This window comes from Aeromicrobium fastidiosum (genome assembly GCF_017876595.1).
Classification (GTDB): Bacteria; Actinomycetota; Actinomycetes; order Propionibacteriales; family Nocardioidaceae; genus Aeromicrobium; species Aeromicrobium fastidiosum.
This window is the reverse complement of the sequence record NZ_JAGIOG010000001.1, coordinates 1,965,589-1,987,196: the sequence shown is the minus strand read 5'-3', so window position 1 is coordinate 1,987,196 and position 21,608 is coordinate 1,965,589. Positions and strand designations below refer to the sequence as shown.

Sequence of the window (21,608 nt, the reverse complement as noted above, 5' to 3'; positions counted from 1 at the left end):
ATGGCCCGAACTCCTCACGTCCCGGATGCTCTGCATGGACGGGTCTTCACCTCGGCCGAGGCCGATGCTGCCGGCCTGACCTCGTCGATGCGCCGAGGAGCCCACGTCATCCAGGTGCATCGTGGCGTCTGGCGACTCGCCACGACAGAGCTGGACTTCGACCTCGGTGTCCGCGCTGGCGTTCTGGCGCTACCAGCCCATGCCGCGCTCAGCCACATGTCGGCCCTGCGCTGGATGGGAGTTCCGGTAGGGCGGCCGTTCCCGATCCACTTCTCGGTCACCGGCGCAGCCCAGACCCGCGCCGACCTCGTCCTCCACCGTCGGCACCGCCGCATCTCGCCACATGACGTCCGAGGCGTGCCAGTCCTGGCACCCGAGCGGTCATTCATCGACAGCGCGACGCTGCTCGGGCTTCGCGACCTGGTGCGTGCGGGCGACGCCATGGTGCGGGCAGGGCTCACGACCCTTTCCGCCCTGCTCGACCACACCGTTGAATCGCATCTCGACGGCGTGGTCCGTGCCCGCGAGGCGGCGCTGCTCGTGCGGGAACGCGTCGACTCGCCGCGAGAGACCGATGTCCGACTCCTGCTGGTGGCCGCCGGTCTGCCCGAGCCGTCCGTCAACCTCGACGTGCACGACGACGCTGGTCGATGGCTTGCCAAGGGCGATCTCGTGCTCAGACGGTGGCGCATCGTGGTGGAGCACGACGGCTGGCACCACGAGCGCGATGCCGCGCAGCGTCAGAAGGACCACTTCAGGCGCGAGCGGCTCGAGGCCGGCGGGTGGACGCTGATCGTCGTGACGCAGGCCGACTTCGCGCACCCGATCTCGATCGTCGCGCGCGTGCACGAGGCGCTGGTGCGGCGCGGCTACCGCGGCCCACCGCCCGAGCTCGGCCGGACGTGGCGTCTCTTGGCCCGCAATATGTGACGCACACGGCGTCACGTGGCCCGGATAGCGCCTGAAACGTCACACATCGCGGGGACCCGCGGGGAGGGACACGGTCAGAGCTTCTCGACGGGGGCGTAGCGCAGGAGGAGTCGCTTGACGCCCTGGGAGCCGAAGTCGACCGACGCGACGGACTTCTCGGCCTGCCCCTCGACCGAGACGACGGTGCCCATGCCGAAGCTGTCGTGGACGACCCGGTCGCCGGGCGACAGCGAGACGACCGCGCGGTCGGCCTTCTTCGACCGTGCCGCGACGTTGGAGGCCCGGAACGACGACTGCGCCGTGGCCGACGGCTGGCTCGGGGTCCACTGGGTCGGCGGCGACGCGAGCCGTCGCCAGTCGACGAGCGGCTCCGGCAGCTCGTCGAGGAACCGCGACGCCGGGTTGTACGACGGCGCACCCCAGGCCGAACGGGTCGTGGCCCGCGTGACGTAGAGCCGCTTCTCGGCGCGGGTGATGCCGACGTAGGCCAGGCGGCGCTCCTCCTCGAGCTCCTTGACGTCGGCCAGCGAGCGCATGTGCGGGAAGACGCCGTCCTCGAGCCCCGTGAGGAACACGACCGGGAACTCCAGCCCTTTGGCGGTGTGCAGCGTCATGAGGGTCACGACGCCGTCGCCGTCGTCGGGGATCTGGTCGGCGTCGGCGACCAGCGCGACCTGCTCGAGGAACGCCGCGAGCGATCCGGCGCCGAGGGCCGGCTCGTCGGGGATGGCGGCGACCGCTTCGGACACGGGTTCGTCGGACTCAGCTTCGTCAGGAATCTCCTCGTCGTCGACCGTGCTGGCACCGACGACGAACTCGCGGGCCACGGCGACGAGCTCGGCGAGGTTCTCGACCCGGGTCTCGTCCTGCGGATCGGTGCTCTGCTCGAGCGTCGACAGGTAGCCGCTGCGGGTCAGCGCCGCCTCGAGCACCGCATCGGCCGCGGCACCCGAGTCGGCCATCGCCATGAGGTCGGACATGAAGGTCGTGAACGCCTGGATGGCATTCAGTGAGCGTGTCGCGAGGTCGGTCGCCTCGCTGGCGCGCATCAACGCGTCCCAGAAGCTGAGGTCGTGCATCGTCGCGAGTCGCTGGATCGACGCCTCGGCGCGGTCGCCGATGCCTCGCTTGGGCTCGTTGATGATGCGGCGCAGCGAGACCGTGTCACGCGGGTTGACGAGCACCCGCACGTAGGCCAGCGCGTCCTTGACCTCCTTGCGCTCGTAGAAGCGCACCCCGCCGACGACCTTGTAGGGCAGGCCGACGCGGATGAAGACCTCTTCGAACACCCGGCTCTGCGCATTGGTGCGGTAGAAGATCGCGACGTCCTTGGACGCGATGCCGCCGTCGTCGACGAGCCGGTCGATCTCGTCGGCGATGAACTGCGCCTCATCGCGCTCGTCGTCGCCGACGTAGCCGACGATCTTCTCGCCGTCGCCCTCGGCCGACCACAGCTGCTTGTCCTTGCGCCCCTCGTTGCGGCTGATGACGGCGTTGGCCGCCGACAGGATCGTCTGCGTCGAACGGTAGTTCTGCTCGAGCAGGATCGTCGCGGCGTTGGGGAAGTCGTCCTCGAACTCGAGGATGTTGCGGATGTTGGCACCACGGAAGGCGTAGATCGACTGGTCGGAGTCGCCGACGACGAGCAGGTCGGACTCGGGGTCGGTGAGCTCGCGGATCAGCTGGTACTGCGCGTGGTTGGTGTCCTGGTACTCGTCGACGAGGATGTGCCGGAACCGGCGCCGGTACGTCTCGCGGACGTCGGGCCACGCCTGGAACAGGTGCACCGTGTTCATGATGAGGTCGTCGAAGTCCATCGCGTTGGCGGCCGACAGACGTGCCTGGTAGGCGGTGTAGACCTCGGCGTAGATCTCCTCGGTGGGGTTCTGCGCCTTGCTGCCAGCCGCCTCGTGGTCGACGAGCTCGTTCTTGAGGTTGGAGATCCAGTTGAGGACGGCCCGCGGGTTGATCTTCTTGGGGTCGAGGTCCATGTCGCGGCAGATCAGCGTGACGAGCCGGCGCTGGTCGGCGGAGTCGTAGATCGTGAACGACGACGTGAACCCGAAACGCGTGGCCTCGCGTCGCAGGATGCGCACGCACGCGGAGTGGAACGTCGAGACCCACATCATGCGGGCCCGCGGACCGACCAGGTCGGCGACGCGCTCGCGCATCTCGGCGGCGGCCTTGTTGGTGAACGTGATGGCCAGGATCGACCCGGGATGTGCTCCACGGGCGGCGATCAGCCAGGCGATGCGACGCGTCAGCACCCGTGTCTTGCCCGAGCCGGCACCCGCGACGACCAGGAGCGGCCCGCCGGGGTGGGACACCGCGGCCTGCTGGGCGTCGTTGAGGCCGTCGAGCAGCGAGTCGGACCGGGGCCGACGAGCGGCGGCTGAGCCGGCCGACGTGGCGGGGGTGGCAGGAACGGGGAACGGCAGCGTCATCGTGCCCTCCAGCCTAGTTGCCGCAGCAGACATCGGGCCCAGCGGTTCATCTGCGCCGTAGACTGCCCTCCCATGGAGCCCACGGTCAGCATCCGGACGGCCGGAGAGGCCGATCTCGACGCCCTGACCGACGTCTGGGAGCGCGCGGCACGCTCGTCCCACGGGTTCATGGACCCCGACGACTTCGCCGAGCTGCGACCGTTCATGCGCGATGCGTATCTGCCCTCGATGGACGTGCGACTGGCCGAGTCCGACGGCGAGGCGGTCGCCTTCGTCGGGTCGAGCGATGATCACGTCGAGCTGTTGTACGTCGACCCACCGATGCACGGGCGGGGCCTCGGCACCCGACTGCTGGCCGAGGTCGGACCGGACGGGGCGCACAGCGTCGAGGTCTACGCCGACAACACCGTCGGCGTCGGCTTCTACCGGTCGCAGGGCTTCATCGAGGTGCTGCGCCGTGAGACCGACGCCGCGGGGCGTCACTACCCGATGGTGGTGTTGAAGCGATGAGGCTCGAGATCGACGCACTGAGTGACGAGCCGCCGTTCGAGCAGGTACGACGCCAGGTCGCCGAGGGTGCCGCGTCGGGGTCCTTCCCCCCGGGCCACAAGCTGCCGACCGTCCGGGCCCTCGCCGAGGCGCTCGACCTCGCGACCAACACCGTCGCCAAGGCCTACCGGGCGCTCGAGGTCGACGGCGTCATCGAGACCCGGGGCCGCGCCGGGACGTTCGTCGCCTCGCGCACGACCGCCGACGGTGCCACCGAGGCGGCGGCTCAGGCTTTCGTGCTCGAGGCACGCCGCCAGGGACTGTCGAAGGACGAGGCCGTCCGGCTGGTCGACACGCACTGGGCCTGACACCCGCACACCGGGTTGGCAGGACGGACTAGCGTGGCGCTGTGCCCTTCGAGATCGTCCTCCTCCTGCTGCTGATCGCCGGCGTCGCCCTCATCGGCCTCGCCCTGAGCGGCTACGGCAGCCCCGACCGCTCGCACGAGAAGCCACCGCGCATGCCCGGCCACGACATCGAGGAGCAGCTGAAGCGACGGGACGAGCAGGCGTAGCCAGCCTCAGCTCTTGCCGCACTCCTGAGACTGCTCGGTGATGATCCAGTCCCCGCGCGCGCGATCCATCACGACGGTGCCGCAGTCCCCCGATGCCCGGTAGGTCGCGAACAGCGTCGCCGCGGTAGCGGTCTCGTCCTGCACGGAGATGTCGACGTCGCCACGGTCGCCCGCGGCCTTGTACAGCTGGGCCGTGGCGGTGATCATCTGCTCGCAGCTGTCGACCCGGACCGGACCGGCGCTGTTCAGCTCGGCGATCATCCGCTTCTGCAGGGCAGGCGCGAGGCCTGCACACGCTGTTGCAGCCTCCGGCTCGCGGGATGCCTTGAGCCACGCCCGGAAGGCCTCGACCGCACCAGTCCCGGACGCCCCGGTATCCGCAGGTGCGGAGGCAGGCCCCCTGGTGGTCAGACCGTCACCGGCCACGGTCGCCGGGTCCGATCCCGAGGCGCACGCGCTGGTCGTCACGACGACCACAGCCGCAAGGGCGACCGCATCTGTCAACCGTCTGTGCCAGGGAGTCACGAACACATTCTGACCATCTCGGCGGACCGCTCGCAAGGTCGCTACTCCGCCGACGGGTTGGGCTTGCGCCAGCTGCGCTCGAACGGCAGCCGCCACGCCTTGGGCGCGATGAGCTGGTGGATCGCGTTGGGCCCCCACGTGCCCGGCGAGTAGGGGCGCACCGGCGGGGTGTCGGCCAGCAGCGGCTCGGAGATCTCCCACAGCCGCTCGATGCCCTCGGCCGTCGTGAACAGCGTCCGCTCGCCGCGCATCGCGTCGTAGATGAGCCGCTCGTACGCCTCGAGCACCTCGCCGGCGCGCTCGGTCTCCTGCATCGCGAACTGCATGCTGAGCTTGTCGAGCCGCATGCCGGGGCCGGGGCGCTTGCCGTAGAACGACAGCGACATCCGCGAGGCGTCGGCGAGGTCGAACGTCAGGTGGTCGGGACCCTGCAGCCCCACGCCGGAGCCGGCCGGGAACATGCTCTTGGGGGGCTCCCGGAACGCGATCGAGATGATCCGCGCGCCTTCGGCCATCCGCTTGCCGGTGCGCAGGTAGAACGGCACGCCGGCCCACCGCCAGTTGTCGATCTCGGCCTTGAGCGCCACGAAGGTGTCGGTCTCGGAGTCGGCCGCGACACCCTTCTCGTCGCGGTAGCCCTGGTACTGGCCGCGCACGACGAACTTCGGGTCGAGCGGCAGCATCGAGCGGAAGACCTTGTTCTTCTCCTCCGAGATCGAGTCGGAGTCGAGCGACGTCGGCGCCTCCATCGCCATGAACGCCAGCACCTGGAACAGGTGCGTCACGACCATGTCCTTGAACGCGCCGGTGCCCTCGTAGAAGCCCGACCGACCGTCGAGCGACAGCGTCTCGGGGACGTCGATCTGCACGTGGTCGATGAAGTTGCGGTTCCAGATCGGCTCGAACAATCCGTTGGCGAAGCGGAACGCCAGGATGTTGAGCGCCGCCTCCTTGCCCAGGAAGTGGTCGATGCGGAAGATCTGCTGCTCGTCGAAGACCTCGTGGATCTCGGCGTTGAGCGCCTTCGCGCTGGCCAGGTCGGTGCCGAACGGCTTCTCCATGATGATGCGCGACCGCTCGACCAGGTGCGCCTGGTCGAGGGTGTGGATGACGTCGAGCGCGGCCTTGGGCGGGACGCTGAGGTAGTGCAGGCGGCGGGGGCTGCCACCCAGCTCGTCCTCGAGCGCCGCGGCGGCCGAGGCCAGCGCGTCGGGCCCGGCCTTGACGTTGATGTACGACAGCTTGGGGGCGAACTCGGCCCACTGCGCGTCATCCACCTTTCGGGTGTTGAACTCCCGGTAGGCCTTCTCGGCGAAGTCGCGGAACGAGTCGTCGTCGAAGTCGTCGAGCGAGACCCCGATGATGCGCGAGTCGGGCACGAGCCCCGACTGGAGCAGGTGCATGATGCCCGGCAGGAGCTTGCGGCGGGCGAGGTCGCCGGTGGCACCGAACAGCACGATCAGGTGAGGCTCGTTCATGGCTTCAGGCTAGACCCGGTTCGTTGCGGGCGGGTGAACGCGAAGGGGCTCGGACCCCTCAGTCGAGCCGGTCCATCGCGATGTCGCCGGCGTCGACGCGGCGGAGCATGCGGGTGAGGTTCTCGGAGTCGAACCGACCGGACGAGCGCGCGTCGATCAGGGCGTCCCGCTGGTCGACCAGCACGGCGCGTCGCAGCTCGACGTAGTCGTGGAGCCGCCGGCGGCTCTCGTCGCCGTCGGCACCCGCCCACCGGGTCGACCGGTCGACGTGGCTGTCGTCCTGCACGCGATCGACCACCAGGGGTTCCAGCGCACGGCCGTCGATCCCGTCGTCTGTGACCTCGGCACACCGCGACGTGGCGACATCGGCCAGCATCGCCGCCAGCGCCGCCAGCTGCTGCGCGTCCGACTCGCGCCGGTCGACCTGCACCCCGAGCCTTCGCACGACCCACGCGAGCGTCCCGCCCTGGATCAGGAGCGACGCCACGGCCACGGTGAACGCCACGAGCACCAGCAGCTCACGCTGCGCGAAGCCCGTCGGCAGCGTCTGTGCCGCCGCGAGCGTGACGCTGCCCCGCATGCCCGCCCACACCAGGATCGCCCCGGCCCTGCGGTCGAGCCTCTCCTCCTCGTAGAAGCGCATGTCGGCCTCGCGGCGCGCGACCATGAGGTGGATGCGCTGCAGGCGACGGTCCGACAGCGAGCTCGACTCGTCCGATGCGAGGTAGTCACGGACGCGGTTGATGCGGGGTTCTCGCCGGCGCATGTCCTTGCGGTCCAGCACCAGGCTCCACAGCAGCACCACGACGTACAGCCCCCGCACCAGCAGCAGGATGCCGAGACACATCGCGCTGAGCACGACCAGCCGCCTGACGTCGCCGTCCTCGGCCCTGAAGTCCTCCAGCAGGGGCCCGAGCTCGAGCCCCATCAGCAGGAACACGCCGCCCTCGAGCAGGAAGGCGATGGTGCGCCAGTTGGCGGCCTCGGCGATCCGGTCCTGGGCCCGCAGCACCGACGGACCCCAGTAGCCCGTCACGAGACCCGTCGTCACGACCGCGACCAGCCCGGACGCCCCAAGGTGCTCGGCAGGGGCGTACGCGATGAACGGGACCGCGAACGAGATCGCCGTGTTGAGCGTCGCGTCGTGCAGCCGGGCACGGACCGCGACGCTGACGGCGCCGACGAGCAGCCCCACGAGGGCCGCCACCGCGATCGCGACGACGAAGTCGACCGAGACATCCAGCACCGACACCGACACGCCGGTCGCGGCGACGGCCGATCGCAGCAGCACCAGCGCCGAGGCGTCGTTGATCATGCTCTCGCCCTCCAGCACCGTCACGAGGCGTGGCGCGACGCCGGTGCGCTTCACGATCGAGGTCGCGACGGCGTCGGTCGGGCTGACGATCGCGCCCAGGGCGACGCCCTGGGCGAATCCGAGGCCGGGCACGAAGACGTCGACGACCCAGCCGATCGCGAGCGCCGACGAGACGACGACCACGATCGAGAGCCAGCCGATCGACTTGAGGTCGCGGCGGAAGTCCATCGCGGGCATGTTGACCGAGGCCGCGTACAGCAGCGGCGGCAGGACGCCCGCCAGGATCAGCTCGGGCTCCGGCTCGATGCGCGGCACGCCGGGCACGAGGGCCAGCACGACCCCGGACGCGATGAGCACCAGCGGTGCGGCGACCCCGACCTTCGGGGCTAGCGCGGATGCGGCGACGATGACGGTCAGCGCGAGCACGCCGAGGATCGTGAGGTCCATGGCGTCGATCGTGCCACTGACTGCTGAGACGTCGCTGGCAGCGCGCGTGCCGCGAGCCGGGCGTCAGCGCTTCGCGCCCAGGCTCCCCAGGATCGCGCGCGGGGCCACCGTGCGCAGGTAGGCCGCGGACGGCCTGCGCGGCAGCTCGACGGTCACGACGGCGCCGCGGCGATGCTTCGCTCGGAACCACATCGAGTACGTGCCGAAGCAGCGCGAGAAGCAGTCGAACGCCTTCTGCGGCAGCCGCACCCGCGACGCGAGGCGCTTGGCCCACGCACGGTCGCCGGTGTCGCGGATGTCGATGCCGTCGAGGGGCTGGTGGTAGCTGACGGTGTGGGTCGGCCGGATCTCGTCGACGAAGTCGCGGATCGCACGGGTCTCGGGCTCGGAGAAGGCACGGCGGCCGGAATCGGTGGCCCCACGGATCCTGCGCCACTTGGCACCGAAGTTGCGGTTGAGGTCGACCCCGTGGGCGTTCTGGCGGCGGTTGCTCGCGTAGCCATCGGGGTTCACGACCGGGACGACCCAGATGTCGGCCCCCTTGATCGGCCGGCCGTCGCGCAGCGTCCGCAGCGTCGTCACGGACCCCTTCTCGTCGCCGTGCATCGCCGCCAGCAGGAGCACCTTGGTGGACGACGTCGGGTCGCCGAGCCGCCAGGCGACGATGTCCCGACCCTTGACGCTGTGGCCGATGACGCGCTTCTCGACGACCGCGGGACGCTCTGTGGCCGCGGTCGCCGGGGCCGGCACGAGCGATACCGCGACGACCGCCGAGAGCAGCGCGAGGACCCCGAGAGACTTCATCGAGCCATCATGACAAAGGTCAGGCGGCCCTGCCGGTGTAGGCACCGGGGTCACGCCGAGGGTGCGGCGGAAGTGCCGGATCGGATGGGCCTGGTCGTGGAAGCCGACGACGGTCGCCGAGCGGCGCAAACCGGTGCGCGAGTGGCGCAATTCCGCGAGACTCGCCGTCTCAAGAACGCGAAACTGCGCCACTCGCGGACCGGCTCGCGGACCGGCTCGCGGACCGCGGGTCAGATGAGGCGGCGGTCGTTGGCCCAGCGGGTCAGCTCGTGGCGGCTCGACAGCTGCAGCTTGCGCAGGACGCTGGAGACGTGGGTCTCGACGGTCTTGATCGAGATGAACAGCTCCTTGGCGACCTCCTTGTAGGCGTAGCCGCGGGCGATCAGGCGCATGACCTCGCGCTCCCGCTCGGTCAGGCGGTCGAGGTCCTCGTCGACCTGCGCGATCTCGATCGTGCCGGCGAAGGCGTCGAGCACGAACCCGGCGAGCCGCGGCGAGAACACCGCATCGCCCGCAGCGACCCGGTCGATCGCGGCGAGCAGCTCGGTGCCCGAGATGTTCTTGGTGACGTAGCCGCGGGCCCCGGCCCGGATGATCCCGATGACGTCCTCGGCGGCGTCGCTGACCGACAGCGCCAGGAACCGCGTGTCGGGATGCCGCACGTGCAGCCGCCGGATGACCTCGAGTCCCCCACCGCCGGGCATGTGGACGTCGAGCAGCACGACGTCGGGGCGGGTCTCGACGATGACCGCCACGGCGGACTCGACGTCCTCGGCCTCGCCCACGACGTCGACGGTGCCGTCGATCTCGGAGCGCACCCCGGTGCGGAACATCGCGTGGTCGTCGACGATCACGACGCGGAGGGTCGTCATGGCAGGGCCCCTTCTGTGGGCGTGGAGGTCGTGGGCGTGGAGGCTGTGGGCGTGGAGGTCGTGGGCGTGGAGGCTGTGGGCGTGGAGGTCGTGTCGGCGCGGATCGGGACGCTCAGCGCGACCTCGGTGCCCTCGCCGGGTCGACTGCGGATCGTGGCGGTGCCGCCGTGCCGCTCGACGCGGGCGACGATCGAGGCGCGGACGCCCATGCGATCGTCGGCGATCGTCTCGGGATCGAACCCCACCCCGCGGTCGCGCACGAACACCGTGGCGGTGCGTCCGTCGGTCTCGGCGTAGACGTCGATGCGATCGACGCCAGCGTGCTTGGCGGCGTTGACCATCGCCTCGCGGGCAGCCCGCGCCAGTGCCGTCATGTCGCCGTCGAGCGGCGTGTCACCGACCGAGATGACCTCGACCGGCACGTGGTGGGCGTCCTCGACCTCGGCGGCCGAGGCCCGCAGTGCGGCCAGCAGCGAGTCGCCGGGACGTTCGTCATTGCCGTACAGCCAGTCGCGCAGCTCACGTTCCTGGCGACGGGCGAGCGTTGCGACGGCGGCGGCGTCACCGGCGTTCTTCTGAAGCAGCGCCAGGGTCTGCAGCACCGAGTCGTGCAGGTGGGCGGCGACGTCGGCCCGCTCCTGCGACCGCACCCGCTCGCGGCGCTCCTCGGACAGGTCGCCCGACAGCCGGGCGATCCACGGCCCGAGGATCAGGCCGAGCCCCAGCACCGCGATGACCAGCGCCGAGGCGAGGTTGACCGCGGCACCCCAGCCGCCCTCCTTGGTCAAGAAGTAGATCGCGGCGACGGCGATGAGCCCGGCACCGGCGGCGACCCGCGAGGCGAACGCCCAGCCGCTGGTCTGTCGCATCCAGCGTGCCCAGGCGACGTCGTCGAGCTGCCGCCACACCACGGCGACGCCGACGATCGCGACGAGCAGCGGCGCGAACAGGCCGTCGTCGATGCCCCGCCCCGTCGACTGGATGAGGAGCAGCACGCCGATGCCGACGGCGCCGAGGGCCACCGTCTGGACGACCTCGCGTGCCCCGCCGCGCACGCCGCCCGCACCACCGCGCAGCCCGCGGCGCGTGGCCGACTCCAGACCGGGTGACATCTCCGGACGCCGAAGGGGCAGCAGCCGCCACAGCAGCAGGTAGGCCAGCACGCCGACGCCCTGGAACCAGGTGGCGACGACGAAGGCCACGCGCACGTAGACGACGGGGACGCCGAGGTGCTCGGCCAGACCCGTCGCGACGCCGCCGACGAGCCGGTGCTCGGCCGGTCGGTACGCGCGGCGGTAGGAGGTCACGGGACGATCGTCACACGCGCGTCGTCCCACCCGCCACCGGGCATGACCCCGGGCAGACCCTGAGGTCGCGGCGCAGCCCAGGGTCGAGATCAGGGTTCCGCCCGATGCGCGAGAAGGTGTCGACGCGTGACGATGGGGACATGAACGACACCCAGCAGGCCACGCCGCCACCTCCGGGAGCGGACGACGAGTTCGATCCGCACCGCCTCCGCACGATGACCGACATGCAGCGCTCGTCCGACGACCGCATCGTCGCCGGCGTCTGCGCCGGTGCCGCGAGGTACCTCAACGTCGACCCCGTCGTCGTGCGCGTCGTCGTCGCCGTGCTGGCCGTGGCGGGCTTCGCCGGTGTCATCCTCTACGTCGCGGCGTGGCTGCTGCTGCCGGCCGACGCCGCCGACCGGAGCATCGTCGCCGACTGGTTCAAGCTGGACCGCAACGAGCCGCAGGTGCGGGTCGCCGGCCTCGTCGGCGCCCTGATCCTCGCCGCGCTCTCGATCGTCGGCGACAGCAGCTGGGCCTGGTGGGGCGACACCGCCTGGTGGCTCGTCCCCGTGGGCTTCGGGTTCTACTTCGCCTGGCTGCGCCCGCGACGTCGCCGCGATGCCGCGGCGGCGACAGCCACGCCGGACGTCGGTGACCCGACCGTCGTCCACTCAGCCGCAGCCGGGACGGCCGGGGACTCCGCGCCGACGATGCCGCTCGCGCGGCCCGCGGCCCCGCCCCGCGCCAAGCGCCCGCCGCGGTCCCCCGCCCTGCTGGCGCTGACGGCGTCGGTCGCGGCGATCGGGCTGGCAGCGACGTGGATCTACGACGAGACGCAGCGGGACCTGCACTGGACGGCGTACATCGCCGTGGCGCTCGGCGTCGTCGCCCTCGGCCTGCTCGTCGGGACATTCGTCGGAGACGGCGGGCCATTGATCGGCATCGGGCTGCTGCTGGTCGTCACCCTGGCGATCGGATCGGTCTTTCCAAGCGGTCAGATCGGCTCGCAGAAGCCCGCCCCGACCGTCGCCGCGGACGTGCAGCGGACCTACCGCCACGGCATCGGTGAGCTCGAGCTCGACCTCACCCGCGTCAGCGACCCACAGCGCCTGCAGGGTCGCACCATCACGATCGACGCCGGCATCGGCCAGACGACAGTCATCGTGCCCGACGAACTGAAGGTCGCCGTCGACGCCGACGTGCGGGCCGGCCAGATCGACCTCTTCGGTCGTCTGGAGGACGGCACCGACGTCTCGTTGGCCGACGTGCCCGACGAGCCAGACGGAACGACGCTGTCGATCGACATCCACCAGAAGCTCGGACAGATCGAGGTGATCACCCGATGAACCGCCATCCGTTCCGCTGGGGCAGCTTCGGCTCCGCCCTGTTCTTCCTGGCCGCGATCGGTCAGTGGGCGGTGTGGCGGGAGGACCTGCTGACTCCGCGCCAGCTCAGTCTCACTGCCGCGTCAGTGCTGATCGTCCTCGGCGTGCTCGGTGTCGCCGCAACCCTGTGGCAGTCCCGTCCCACGCCGCCGCGCCAGTCCCCGGCCGCCGACCACACGCCCGGCCCCGCACCGACCTACGAAGGAGACAGCCATGACCAAGCAGCTCACCCGAACGCCTGACGACAAGTGGATCGCGGGGGTGTGCGGCGGCGTCGCCGACCACTTCGGCATCGACGCGACGATCGTCCGGATCGTCCTGGTCGTGTGCACGCTCCTCGGTGCCGGCTCGCTGGTCGTCGGCTACCTCGTGGCCTGGGCCCTGATGCCGAAGCGCGACCGGCAGCAGCCGGTGTGGACGACGCCTACTGCTTCTCCAGCCACAGCTGCCGCGCCAGCACCGCAGTAGCCGAGAAGTCGGAGAACACCCCGTCGACGCCCGCGTCGAAGAAGGCGAGGTACTCGCCCACGGCGTCGCCGTGGGCGGCCTTGTCGCGTCCGAGGCGCAGATCGGTGGGCAGGAAGTTGTTCTCGCTGCGCATCGTCCAGATGTGCACCAGCAGCCCGAGGTCGTGCGCCCGCCGCACGAGCTTGGTGGTCTTGGCCAGCCGCTGGCGCAGGTCTCGCTTGATGACCTGGCTCTTGTTGGGCCCGATGCCGTCGGCGTAGGCGGCGATCTTCTGCAGCTCAGGCGGCTTGCGCATCGCCCAGTAGGTGCGGGGATCGCCCGCGGCCACGAGGTCGTAGGGCGCGCCCTGGCGGTCGAGCAGCTGGATGATCGTCAGCGGCGTGCGGTCGCGCAACGCCTTCAGGTTGGCCGTCTCCATCGACTGGATGATGATCTTGGCGCCCGCGTGGTTGACGCCGCGCCGCTCCAGCACGGCGATCAGCAGGTCGTTGAGGTCGAGCCCGATGCCGGCGAAGTAGGTGGGGTGCTTGGTCTCGACGTAGACGCCGATCGGCTCGGCCCGGCCGTCGGCGCTCGCCTGCTCGGCGATGTCGAGCACCTCGTCGAACGTCAGGATCTGCTCGGTGCGTGCCAGCCGGATGTTCTGCGGCCGCAGCTGGGGCAGGCGCTCCCGCACGCGCAGCGTCTTGAGCTCCTCGAGCGTGAAGTCCTCGGTGAACCACCCGGTGTAGGGCACGCCGTCGATGACCTTGCTGACCTTGCGATCGGCGAACTCGGGGTGTGACGCGACGTCGGTCGTGCCGCTGATCTCGTTCTCGTGGCGGACGACCAGCACCCCGTCGCGGGTCGCGACGACATCGGGCTCGATGTAGTCGCACCCCTGCTCGATCGCGAGGAGGTAGGACGGGCGGGTGTGCTCCAGCCGCTCGCCGGGCACGCCGCGATGGCCGATGACGATGGGCGCCGCTGGGCTGGACACCCGACCATCAAACCGCAGTCGGAGGTCCTGGCGTCGGACCGTGGACGAGACGTACGGCACCATCGCGGCGCGGATCGGCCGCCGCGACCATCGCTCCCGCGCTGCCTGCGCTCGCCGAGGGCCGCCGCAGGGTGGCGGCGACGCCGCCGTAGTACATCGACAGCTCGGTCTCGGTCTTGACGACCTCGTCGGGACGCCCCGCCCGGTGCACGTGCACGCGGGGGTGGTTGATCGCCTCCTGCAGGCCGAGCCCGCCGTTGACGAAGCCCGCGAGGGCCTGCACGATCGCGGTCGTGATGCGGTCGGCCCCGGGCGATCCGATCGCGAGGGCCGATCCGTCGACGTGGTGCCCCACCGTCGGTGCCATGTTCGACAGCAGCCGGGTGCCGGGGGCGAGCCCGTGCAGCCCGCGGGCGTTGAGCTCCTGCTCGCCGAGGCAGTTGTTGAGCCAGATGCCCGTGCCGCGCGCGATCATGCCCGAGCTGTAGCCCGACGACACCGTGACGGAGCAGGCCCCGCCGTCGCTGTCGGTCGCCGACACGTGCGCCGTCGAGCCCGACTCCAGCACCGCGAGGTGGTCGCGGTCGACCAGCGCCAGGAACGCCCCGGCGTCGTGGACGAGATCGGCGCTGACGTCGAGAACGTCGAGCCGGTGACCCAGCACCGCTCGCTGCACCCGCACGAGGTGGGCGACGTCGTCGGCGTCCCAGGGGCCGTACGGCCGTCCGTCGAGCAGGCGGAGCATCGCGGTCACGCACACCCCACCGACGGACGGCGGCGGGTTGGTGCCGAACGTCCAGTCGCCGACCCGGCTGATGAGCGACGGTCGCACGACCGGGCGGTAGTCGGCGAGGTCGTCGGCACCGAGGATGCCGCCCCGGCGGATGACGTCGTCGCTGATCAGGCGACCGATCTCGCCGGTGTGCAACGCAGCGGCACCGTCGGCGGCGATGAGCTCGAGCGAGGCCGCCAGGTCGTGCAGGTCGACCAGACCCGTGGTGACGGCCCCGTCGGCGTCATGCACCGCCGCACGGCTCTCGTCGTCCCAGCCGAAGATGTCGTCGTGGACGTAGTCGAGGTAGTAGCGCGACGCCGAGCTCAGGTGGAACCCTCGTCGGGCGACGTCGATCGCCGGGGTGACCAGCTCGCGCCACGGCAGGCTCCCCCAGCGGCGATGGGTCTCCTCGAACGCGGCAACCGAGCCGTGCGTCGCGACCGATCCGGCGCCGATCGTCACCGTGACGCCGCCGCCGTACTCGGTGTCGACGTCCCACGTGCCGCCGCCGAGGGCACGGCCCCGTCCGGGCATGTCCATCCAGCCGTCGACGGTCTGCGGGGCGCTGCCGTCCGGCGGCTGCACCGTCACGAAGCCGCCCGAGCTGAGCGACACGAGACCGACCTCGTTGACCATCGTCACGAGCGATGCCGCGATGGCCGCGTCGACCGCGTTGCCTCCCGCGCGGGCGATCTGCTCGCCCGCGTCGGCGGCGGCCTCGTTGGGGGCGGCGATCGAGACGTCAGGCACCCGCGAAGGCTATCTGTCAGCGCGGCCGGCGCACGTCGGACGCCGGCGCACGTCGGCGTCACGTCGGATTGTTTGGCGATCACCGGCGGGGGCACACCCGCGGATGACGTTCAGCGACGCGCTGACACGCTTCACCGCCGTCCTCGCGTCAGTTAGATCGCTGGAGACCCTGCAAGAACGCCTGTGCGAGGCGTGCAGAGTCATGCTCGCCGCAGACGGAGTGGTGATCACCAGCGAGACCGTGCCCGACGGCCGCACGACGGTGGGCTGGACCCAGCTGCTGTCCCGCCGACTCGAGTCGATCCAGGACGTCACCGGCCAGGGACCACTGATCGACTCGCTCGCGACCGGCCAGGTCGTCATCGGCGACTTCTCCAACCCGGCCGACGAGCGATGGCCCGCCCTTCGCGCCGAGCTGACAGTGCTCGGCTTCACCGGGACGCTCGTCGCCATCCCCCTGCGCTCGGACCTGGACTTGCGCGGCGTCCTGCTGGCGCACCGCGAGGGAGAGCCGCGCGACACCGATGACGCCGATGCCCGCTTCCTCGGCTCGGTGGTCGGCACCGCAGTGCTGCAGAATCCCGTCATCGGCGCGCAGAGCCACGTGTTCGCCGAAGTGCTGACCGATCGAGATGTCGTCCACCGTGCCACCGACGTCCTCGGGCTGGAGGCGAGCGTCCGTTACGAGGACGCCCTCGCGCTGCTGCGCGTCCTGGCGTTCTCGCGCGGCGAAGATCTCGGAGCCGTTGCGCGAGCCGTCATCGACGGTCGCCTCGGCCTCGGGCAGGACGTCCCGAGGTCGCCCGACTGACCCTCAGGCGTCCAGCGCCCGGTCGAGGTTGATGGCCGCGCTGATCAGCGCCAGGTGCGTGAACGCCTGCGGGAAGTTGCCGAGCTGGTCGCCCGTCGCGCCGACCTCCTCGGCGTAGAGGCCGAGGTGGTTGGCGTACGTGAACATCTTCTCGAGCGCCAGGCGCGCCTCCTCGAGCCGTCCGGCCCGGGTGAGCGCCTCGACGTACCAGAACGAGCACAGCGAGAACGTGCCCTCCTCGCCGTCCAGGCCGTCCGGGCTGAGCTTCGGGTCGTACCGGAACACGAGGCTGTCGACGACGAGCCGGTCCTCGATCGCGTCGAGCGTCGACAGGAACTTGGGATCGGCCGACGACAGGAACTTGACCATCGGCATCAGCAGCAGCCCCGCGTCGAGAGCGTCACCGCCCTCGACCTGCGTGAACGCCTTGAGGTCGGCGTTCCACGACTTGGTCATGATGCGCTCGTAGATCTCGTCGCGGACCGCCGACCAGGCGGAGATGTCGCCGGGCAGGCCCCGCTGCCGCGCCATGCGGATCGTCCGCTCGATCGCGACCCAGCACATCAGGCGCGACGTCGTGTGGGCCTGCTCGCCGGCCCGGGTCTCCCACATGCCGGCGTCCTCGCGGTCCCAGTTGTCGCAGACCCACTGGACGACGCGGGTGACGTCGGCCCACGCATCGCTGCTGATGCCGTCGCCGTACTTGTTGAACAGGTAGACCGAGTCGATCAGCTCGCCGTAGATGTCGAGCTGCAGCTGGTCGACCGCGGCGTTGCCGACCCGCACCGGTCCGGAGTCGCGGTAGCCCGTGAGGTGGTCGAGCGTCGTCTCGTCCTGCGGCTGGTTGCCGTCGATGTCGTAGAGGACGCGCAGCGGGCCGAGCCCGTGGTCCTTGTCCTCACCGAGGCGCTCCGACAGCCAGACCATGAACGACTTGGCCTCCTCGGTGAACCCCAGCCGCAGCAGGGCGTAGAGGCTGAAGCCGGCGTCGCGCATCCATACGTACCGGTAGTCCCAGTTGCGCTCGCCGCCGATCAGCTCGGGCAGGCTCGTGGTGGCTGCCGCCACGATCGCGCCGGACGGCTCGTGCGTCAGCAGCTTGAGCGTGATGGCCGAGCGGTTGACGGTCTCACGCCACCGCCCGCGGTACGTCGACTGCGAGAGCCAGCCCCGCCAGAAGGCCAGCGTGGCCTCGAACAGTGCCGCGGTGTCGTCGACGTCGGCGTCGGGCAGCTCGTCCCCCTCCTCGAGCACCTCGAGGACGAACAGCGCCGTCTGCCCCTCGGTCAGCTCGACGTCGGACGTCAGCACTCCCCCGTCGATGTCGACCTCGGACGTCGCACTGAGGCCGAGTCGCATGCCGTCGCCGGTCAGGACGACGCCGTGCTCGACAGCCTCGGCCGTGCACGAGGCCCGCGCGTAGTCGGGACGCGCGTCGAGCCGCATGCGCACGGTCGACGACCCGCGCACGGCCATGACCCGGCGGACGATCCTCTGCCGGTGGTCCTGGTCGCCGGCCTCGAGCACCGGCATGAAGTCGTGCACCTCGACGACACCGTCCTGGGTGAGGAACCGCGTGGCCAGCACCGCCGACTCCGGGAAGTAGAACTGCTGGGTGCGGACGGTCTCGCCGACGGGAGAGATCTTCCACGCCCCGCCGCGCTCACGGTCGAGGATCGACGCGAACACGCTCGGAGAGTCGAACCGCGGGGCGCAGAACCAGTCGATCGTCCCGTCGGTGCCGACCAGCGCCGCGGTGCGCAGATCGCCGATCAACCCGTGATCGGCGATCGCGGGCCAGCCATCAGCATCAGGCATCCGGGAGCCGCCAGCCGCGCTCGCCGGGCAGCTCGAGGGCGTCGTCGGGGCCCCACGACCCCTTCTCGTACGGCTGCGTCGTCGGCGGCGCGTCGAGCACGGGCTGGCAGATCTGCCACAGGCGGTCGACCTCGTCGGAGCGCGTGAACAGCGTCTGGTCGCCGCGCATGACGTCGAGCAGCAGGCGCTCGTAGGCCTCGAGCGGCTTGTCGTCGGGGTCGTCCTCGGACAGGTCGAGGTGCAGCGACGAGTCCATCAGCTCCATCGTCGGGCCGGGACGCTTGGCGTGCAGGTCGACCGTGATCTTCGGGGAGTCGGTGAGCTCGAGCACGAGCTCGTTGGGCCCGTAGCCGTTGTCGCCGAAGCGGCCCATGGGCGGCGTGCGGAACGTCAGCGTGATCGTGCGGCGGGTCGCGCCGAGGGCCTTGCCGGTGCGCAGGTAGAACGGCACGCCCTGCCAGCGCTCGGTGTCGACGTACGCCTCCAGGGCCACGTACGTCTCGACCTCGGAGTCGTCGGCGACGTCCTCCTCGTCGCGGTAGCCCTCGTACTGGCCGAACACGACGCGCTCGGGGTCGAGCGGTCGCATCGCCGCGAACACCTTCGACTTCTCGTTGCGCAGCGCGAGCGCGTCGAGGTGCACGGGCGGCTCCATCGCGACGAAGCCCAGCACTTGGCACAGGTGGGTCGAGATCATGTCGCGGAAGCAGCCCGTCGACTCGTAGAAGCTGCCGCGTCCCTCGACCGTCAGCTCCTCGGGGACGTCGATCTGCACCGAGCAGATGTGGTCGCGGTTCCACGCGGGCTCGATCAGGCCGTTGGCGAAGCGCAGCGCGAGGATGTTCTGCACCGCCTCCTTGCCGAGGAAGTGGTCGATGCGGAAGACCTGGTCCTCGCTGACGACGTCCTTGAGCGTCGCGTCGAGCTCGCGGGACGTCTCGAGGTCGGTGCCGAACGGCTTCTCGATGACGATGCGGGCACCGTCGGCCAGCCCCTCGCGGCCCAGCATCCCGATCATGGGCTCCATCGCCGACGGGGGCACCGACAGGTAGATGAGCTTCTCCGCGTCGTCGCCGAGGTCCTTCAGCGCCTTCTCGACCGCCGCCGCGAGATCCTTGCCGTCGTCGGCGTCCGACGTCTGGAAGGTCAGACGGCCGAGCACGTCATCGGCGACGGCGTCATCAAGGTCGTCGACGAACTCCTCGAGCGAGGAGCGGATCTTCTGCCGGAACTCGTCGTCGGAGCCCGGTGAGTGGCGACCCGACCCGATGATCGCGTAGTCCTCGGGCAGGCGCGACGCCGCGGCAAGGCGGTAGATGCCCGGGAACAGCTTGCGCTTGGCCAGATCGCCGGTGGCGCCGAAGAGGACGAAGACGTGCGGGGCGGGGGTGGTGGTCGTGGAGTCTGTGGACACGTTGCCAGCGTAGGCACCTGCGCCTGAGCCGCAACGGGAGATTGTCGGCCCGTCGCGGGGGTACTCGCCGAAGATGAGCGCTGACTACGACTACCTGATCATCGGCGGCGGCATGACCGCCGACACCGCCGCCAAGGGCATCCGCGAGAAGGACGCCGACGGCACGATCGGCATCCTCGGCGAGGAATCGACCGCGCCGTTCCCGCGTCCGGCGCTGTCGAAGAAGCTGTGGACCGACGACGAGTTCACCGAGGACGACGCGGCCCTCGACACCGCGGACGAGACGGGTGCCACGCTGCACCTGGATTCACGGGTGGACACGATCGACCGCGAGGCCAAGCGGGTCACGACCAGCACGGGCGACGCGTACGGCTACGGCAAGCTGCTGATCGCGACGGGCGGCCACCCGCGCCAGATCTCCGGCCTCGCACCCAGTGACCGGGTCATCTACTACCGCACGCTCGAGCACTACCACCGCCTGCGGGCGGCTGTGGGCGACCACCCGCACGTCGCGGTGGTCGGCGGCGGCTACATCGGCACCGAGATCGCGGCGGCGCTGGTGCAGAACGGCAGCCAGGTGACGCTGATCCACCCCGACGACGTCCTGGGGTCGCGCACCTTCCCCGCCGCCATCGCCGACGAGATCGACGCGATGTTCGTCGACGCCGGCGTGACGGTGCACGGCGGCGCGAAGGTCGAGGGCGGAACGTCGTCGCCGCAGGGCGTCCGGCTCGAGCTGAGCGACGGCACGACGGTGCTCGCCGACCTCGCAGTGATCGGCTTGGGCATCGAGCCCTCCGGCACCCTCGCGCGGCGCGCGGGCCTCGAGACGTCGTCGGACGGCGGCATCGTCGTCGACGAGCGGCTCAGCACGGCCGATCCCGACGTGTTCGCGGCCGGAGACGTCGCGGAGTACCCCGATGCGATCCTGGGTCGCCGTCGCGTCGAGCACGTGGACAACGCCAATGAGATGGGCGCGGCCGCCGGCCGCATCCTGGCCGGGTCGGACGAGGTCTACGACCACACGCCGATGTTCTACTCCGACCTGTTCGACGCCTGGTACGAGGCGGTCGGCACGCTCGACGCGAGCCTGCGCACCGAGGTTGTCGACAAGCAGGACGGGGGCAAGGTCGTCTACTACGTCGATGACGACGAGGTCGTGGGCGTGCTGATGTGGAAGGTCGGCGACGGCGTCGAGCCGGCCAAGAAGGTGCTGGCCGCGCACACCGTGCCCGACTCGTTCACCGACCTGATCTAGCCTCCGCCGAGCTCGCGCAGGAGGTCGTCGATCACGTCGGCGACCTCCTGCGGCGACTCCAGCGCCGTCAGATGGCCCGTCTCGGGCAGCACGACGAGCCGCGTCGGCAGGCCGCCTCGCAGGGCGCGCATCTCATCGCCACGTGCCGGCGGGGTGGCCTCGTCCTCGTCGCCGAACAGCAGCACGACGGGAGCCTCGAACGTTGCGAGGACGTCTGCGGTGTCGTGCCGTGCCGCGATCGCCCGCGCCATCCAGGCGACGCCGGCGGGGTCAGCCGCCGCGATCGTGCGCCGCAACTGGTCGACCAGCTCGGGCTGCTCTCGATGGGCGGTGCTCCCGAGCCCCTCGTCGGCGCTGTCGGCGACGGCTTCGGTCGACCCCGACGACTCGATCTCGTCCGCAACGGCCAGTCGTTCGTCCGGCACGTCGGGCTCGACGCGATGCGGTGTCGTGCTGCCCAGCACGAGGCCCGCGAGCCGTTCTGGTGCCTGGGCAGCGAGCTGGAGCGCCGCGTAGCCGCCGGTCGAGATGCCGAGGACGACCGACCTGCCCAGGCCGAGGGCGTCCATCACGTCCAGCACCGCGGTCGCGGCAGCCTCCATCGTGGGGTTCTCGGTGGGCACCGCGCTGCGGCCCAGACCCGGCAGGTCGATCGTCACGACCCGCGCTCGTCCCGCCAGCAGCGGGACGAGCCGGTCGAACGTCCCGGAGTCGAGTGGAAAGGCATGCAGCAGGACGACGGCGGGGCCGGTGCCGCCGTGGTCGTGGTGGTGGAGCACC

General features: G+C 70.7%; 21 protein-coding genes. 9 read left to right on the top strand and 12 right to left on the bottom strand.

Annotated features, from left to right (window positions below):
* Nucleotides 1–930 carry a putative endonuclease domain-containing protein gene (locus JOF40_RS09860; protein WP_129185749.1) on the top strand — a complete coding sequence of 310 codons (930 nt, stop codon included), beginning with the start codon at nt 1–3 and terminating at the stop codon, nt 928–930.
* Between the two features lie 74 nt (nt 931–1,004).
* Here JOF40_RS09860 and pcrA read toward each other — a convergent pair whose 3' ends face one another.
* Complete coding sequence (pcrA, locus tag JOF40_RS09855; protein WP_129185748.1) at nt 1,005–3,374, bottom strand: DNA helicase PcrA; 2,370 nt, start codon at nt 3,372–3,374, stop codon at nt 1,005–1,007.
* Nucleotides 3,375–3,446: 72 nt separating this feature from the next.
* Here pcrA and JOF40_RS09850 point away from each other — a divergent pair, with 72 nt between their 5' ends.
* Genes JOF40_RS09850 through JOF40_RS09840 form a run of 3 tightly spaced genes read left to right on the top strand, consistent with a single transcriptional unit; the run spans nt 3,447 to nt 4,437 of the window.
* Nucleotides 3,447–3,884, top strand: coding sequence for a GNAT family N-acetyltransferase (locus tag JOF40_RS09850; protein ID WP_129185747.1), 438 nt, complete (start codon nt 3,447–3,449; stop codon nt 3,882–3,884).
* Nucleotides 3,881–4,231, top strand: a complete 351-nt coding sequence (locus tag JOF40_RS09845; RefSeq protein ID WP_129185746.1) for a GntR family transcriptional regulator — start codon at nt 3,881–3,883, stop codon at nt 4,229–4,231. Before JOF40_RS09850 ends, JOF40_RS09845 begins: the two co-directional genes overlap by 4 nt.
* 41 nt (nt 4,232–4,272) lie before the next feature.
* Nucleotides 4,273–4,437 carry a hypothetical protein gene (locus tag JOF40_RS09840; protein ID WP_188111870.1) on the top strand — a complete coding sequence of 55 codons (165 nt, stop codon included), beginning with the start codon at nt 4,273–4,275 and terminating at the stop codon, nt 4,435–4,437.
* Nucleotides 4,438–4,443: 6 nt separating this feature from the next.
* Here the strand turns inward: JOF40_RS09840 and JOF40_RS09835 are convergent, their stop codons facing one another.
* The 6 genes from JOF40_RS09835 to JOF40_RS09810 form a co-directional block, all read right to left on the bottom strand.
* On the bottom strand, nt 4,444–4,962 hold the full coding sequence (locus tag JOF40_RS09835) for a hypothetical protein (RefSeq protein ID WP_129185745.1): 519 nt from the start codon (nt 4,960–4,962) through the stop codon (nt 4,444–4,446).
* A gap of 41 nt (nt 4,963–5,003) precedes the next feature.
* The gene (gene zwf, locus JOF40_RS09830) at nt 5,004–6,440 is read right to left on the bottom strand and encodes a glucose-6-phosphate dehydrogenase (protein ID WP_129185744.1); all 1,437 of its coding nucleotides are present in this window, start codon (nt 6,438–6,440) and stop codon (nt 5,004–5,006) included.
* Between the two features lie 58 nt (nt 6,441–6,498).
* Entirely contained in the window at nt 6,499–8,202 is a 1,704-nt protein-coding gene (locus JOF40_RS09825; RefSeq protein ID WP_129185743.1) for a cation:proton antiporter, read from the bottom strand.
* A 63-nt stretch (nt 8,203–8,265) separates the two neighbouring features.
* Nucleotides 8,266–9,006 carry a DUF2817 domain-containing protein gene (locus JOF40_RS09820; RefSeq protein WP_129185742.1) on the bottom strand — a complete coding sequence of 247 codons (741 nt, stop codon included), beginning with the start codon at nt 9,004–9,006 and terminating at the stop codon, nt 8,266–8,268.
* Nucleotides 9,007–9,236: 230 nt separating this feature from the next.
* Nucleotides 9,237–9,878 (bottom strand): response regulator, encoded by a 642-nt coding sequence (locus JOF40_RS09815; RefSeq protein ID WP_129185741.1) that lies wholly within the window; start codon nt 9,876–9,878, stop codon nt 9,237–9,239.
* Entirely contained in the window at nt 9,875–11,185 is a 1,311-nt protein-coding gene (locus tag JOF40_RS09810; RefSeq protein WP_209674488.1) for an ATP-binding protein, read from the bottom strand. Before JOF40_RS09810 ends, JOF40_RS09815 begins: the two co-directional genes overlap by 4 nt.
* Before the next feature lie 140 nt (nt 11,186–11,325).
* Here JOF40_RS09810 and JOF40_RS09805 point away from each other — a divergent pair, with 140 nt between their 5' ends.
* Genes JOF40_RS09805 through JOF40_RS09795 form a run of 3 tightly spaced genes read left to right on the top strand, consistent with a single transcriptional unit; the run spans nt 11,326 to nt 13,023 of the window.
* Nucleotides 11,326–12,516 carry a PspC domain-containing protein gene (locus JOF40_RS09805; RefSeq protein WP_188111871.1) on the top strand — a complete coding sequence of 397 codons (1,191 nt, stop codon included), beginning with the start codon at nt 11,326–11,328 and terminating at the stop codon, nt 12,514–12,516.
* Entirely contained in the window at nt 12,513–12,797 is a 285-nt protein-coding gene (locus JOF40_RS09800; RefSeq protein ID WP_129185738.1) for a hypothetical protein, read from the top strand. Before JOF40_RS09805 ends, JOF40_RS09800 begins: the two co-directional genes overlap by 4 nt.
* On the top strand, nt 12,769–13,023 hold the full coding sequence (locus JOF40_RS09795; RefSeq protein WP_129185737.1) for a PspC domain-containing protein: 255 nt from the start codon (nt 12,769–12,771) through the stop codon (nt 13,021–13,023). The genes JOF40_RS09800 and JOF40_RS09795 overlap by 29 nt, the downstream gene beginning before the upstream one ends.
* On the opposite strand, the gene JOF40_RS09790 is transcribed toward JOF40_RS09795, so the two are convergent.
* Both JOF40_RS09790 and JOF40_RS09785 read right to left on the bottom strand, forming a co-directional pair.
* A complete protein-coding gene (locus tag JOF40_RS09790; protein WP_246152884.1) occupies nt 12,980–14,002 on the bottom strand; it encodes a glycerophosphodiester phosphodiesterase in 1,023 nt (340 codons plus the stop codon). The two genes, JOF40_RS09795 and JOF40_RS09790, sit on opposite strands and share 44 nt — an antisense overlap.
* A 7-nt stretch (nt 14,003–14,009) precedes the next feature.
* On the bottom strand, nt 14,010–15,527 hold the full coding sequence (locus JOF40_RS09785) for a gamma-glutamyltransferase (protein WP_129185735.1): 1,518 nt from the start codon (nt 15,525–15,527) through the stop codon (nt 14,010–14,012).
* Nucleotides 15,528–15,630: 103 nt separating this feature from the next.
* On the opposite strand from JOF40_RS09785, the gene JOF40_RS09780 reads away from it, so the two are divergent.
* Nucleotides 15,631–16,338 carry a GAF and ANTAR domain-containing protein gene (locus JOF40_RS09780; RefSeq protein WP_188111872.1) on the top strand — a complete coding sequence of 236 codons (708 nt, stop codon included), beginning with the start codon at nt 15,631–15,633 and terminating at the stop codon, nt 16,336–16,338.
* A gap of 3 nt (nt 16,339–16,341) precedes the next feature.
* Here JOF40_RS09780 and JOF40_RS09775 read toward each other — a convergent pair whose 3' ends face one another.
* Entirely contained in the window at nt 16,342–18,156 is a 1,815-nt protein-coding gene (locus JOF40_RS09775; protein WP_129185733.1) for a glycoside hydrolase family 15 protein, read from the bottom strand.
* Nucleotides 18,149–19,570, bottom strand: coding sequence for a glucose-6-phosphate dehydrogenase (gene zwf, locus JOF40_RS09770; protein WP_129185732.1), 1,422 nt, complete (start codon nt 19,568–19,570; stop codon nt 18,149–18,151). The genes JOF40_RS09775 and zwf (JOF40_RS09770) overlap by 8 nt, the downstream gene beginning before the upstream one ends.
* Before the next feature lie 73 nt (nt 19,571–19,643).
* Between zwf (JOF40_RS09770) and JOF40_RS09765 the strand changes: the two genes are divergently transcribed.
* On the top strand, nt 19,644–20,828 hold the full coding sequence (locus JOF40_RS09765) for an NAD(P)/FAD-dependent oxidoreductase (protein ID WP_129185731.1): 1,185 nt from the start codon (nt 19,644–19,646) through the stop codon (nt 20,826–20,828).
* Here the strand turns inward: JOF40_RS09765 and JOF40_RS09760 are convergent.
* The gene (locus JOF40_RS09760; RefSeq protein WP_129185730.1) at nt 20,825–21,607 is read right to left on the bottom strand and encodes an alpha/beta fold hydrolase; all 783 of its coding nucleotides are present in this window, start codon (nt 21,605–21,607) and stop codon (nt 20,825–20,827) included. The genes JOF40_RS09765 and JOF40_RS09760 overlap by 4 nt on opposite strands.
* Nucleotide 21,608 lies beyond the last annotated feature (1 nt).

Coding starts and splice junctions, on each gene's coding strand:
- JOF40_RS09765 (WP_129185731.1), top strand. CDS start 19,644: ATGAGCGCTGACTACGACTACCTGATCATCGGCGGCGGCATGACCGCC.
- zwf (WP_129185744.1), bottom strand. CDS start 6,440: ATGAACGAGCCTCACCTGATCGTGCTGTTCGGTGCCACCGGCGACCTC.
- JOF40_RS09780 (WP_188111872.1), top strand. CDS start 15,631: ATGACGTTCAGCGACGCGCTGACACGCTTCACCGCCGTCCTCGCGTCA.
- JOF40_RS09825 (WP_129185743.1), bottom strand. CDS start 8,202: ATGGACCTCACGATCCTCGGCGTGCTCGCGCTGACCGTCATCGTCGCC.
- JOF40_RS09775 (WP_129185733.1), bottom strand. CDS start 18,156: ATGCCTGATGCTGATGGCTGGCCCGCGATCGCCGATCACGGGTTGATC.
- JOF40_RS09860 (WP_129185749.1), top strand. CDS start 1: ATGGCCCGAACTCCTCACGTCCCGGATGCTCTGCATGGACGGGTCTTC.
- JOF40_RS09845 (WP_129185746.1), top strand. CDS start 3,881: ATGAGGCTCGAGATCGACGCACTGAGTGACGAGCCGCCGTTCGAGCAG.
- JOF40_RS09805 (WP_188111871.1), top strand. CDS start 11,326: ATGAACGACACCCAGCAGGCCACGCCGCCACCTCCGGGAGCGGACGAC.
- JOF40_RS09820 (WP_129185742.1), bottom strand. CDS start 9,006: ATGAAGTCTCTCGGGGTCCTCGCGCTGCTCTCGGCGGTCGTCGCGGTA.
- JOF40_RS09800 (WP_129185738.1), top strand. CDS start 12,513: ATGAACCGCCATCCGTTCCGCTGGGGCAGCTTCGGCTCCGCCCTGTTC.
- JOF40_RS09815 (WP_129185741.1), bottom strand. CDS start 9,878: ATGACGACCCTCCGCGTCGTGATCGTCGACGACCACGCGATGTTCCGC.
- JOF40_RS09850 (WP_129185747.1), top strand. CDS start 3,447: ATGGAGCCCACGGTCAGCATCCGGACGGCCGGAGAGGCCGATCTCGAC.
- JOF40_RS09795 (WP_129185737.1), top strand. CDS start 12,769: ATGACCAAGCAGCTCACCCGAACGCCTGACGACAAGTGGATCGCGGGG.
- pcrA (WP_129185748.1), bottom strand. CDS start 3,374: ATGACGCTGCCGTTCCCCGTTCCTGCCACCCCCGCCACGTCGGCCGGC.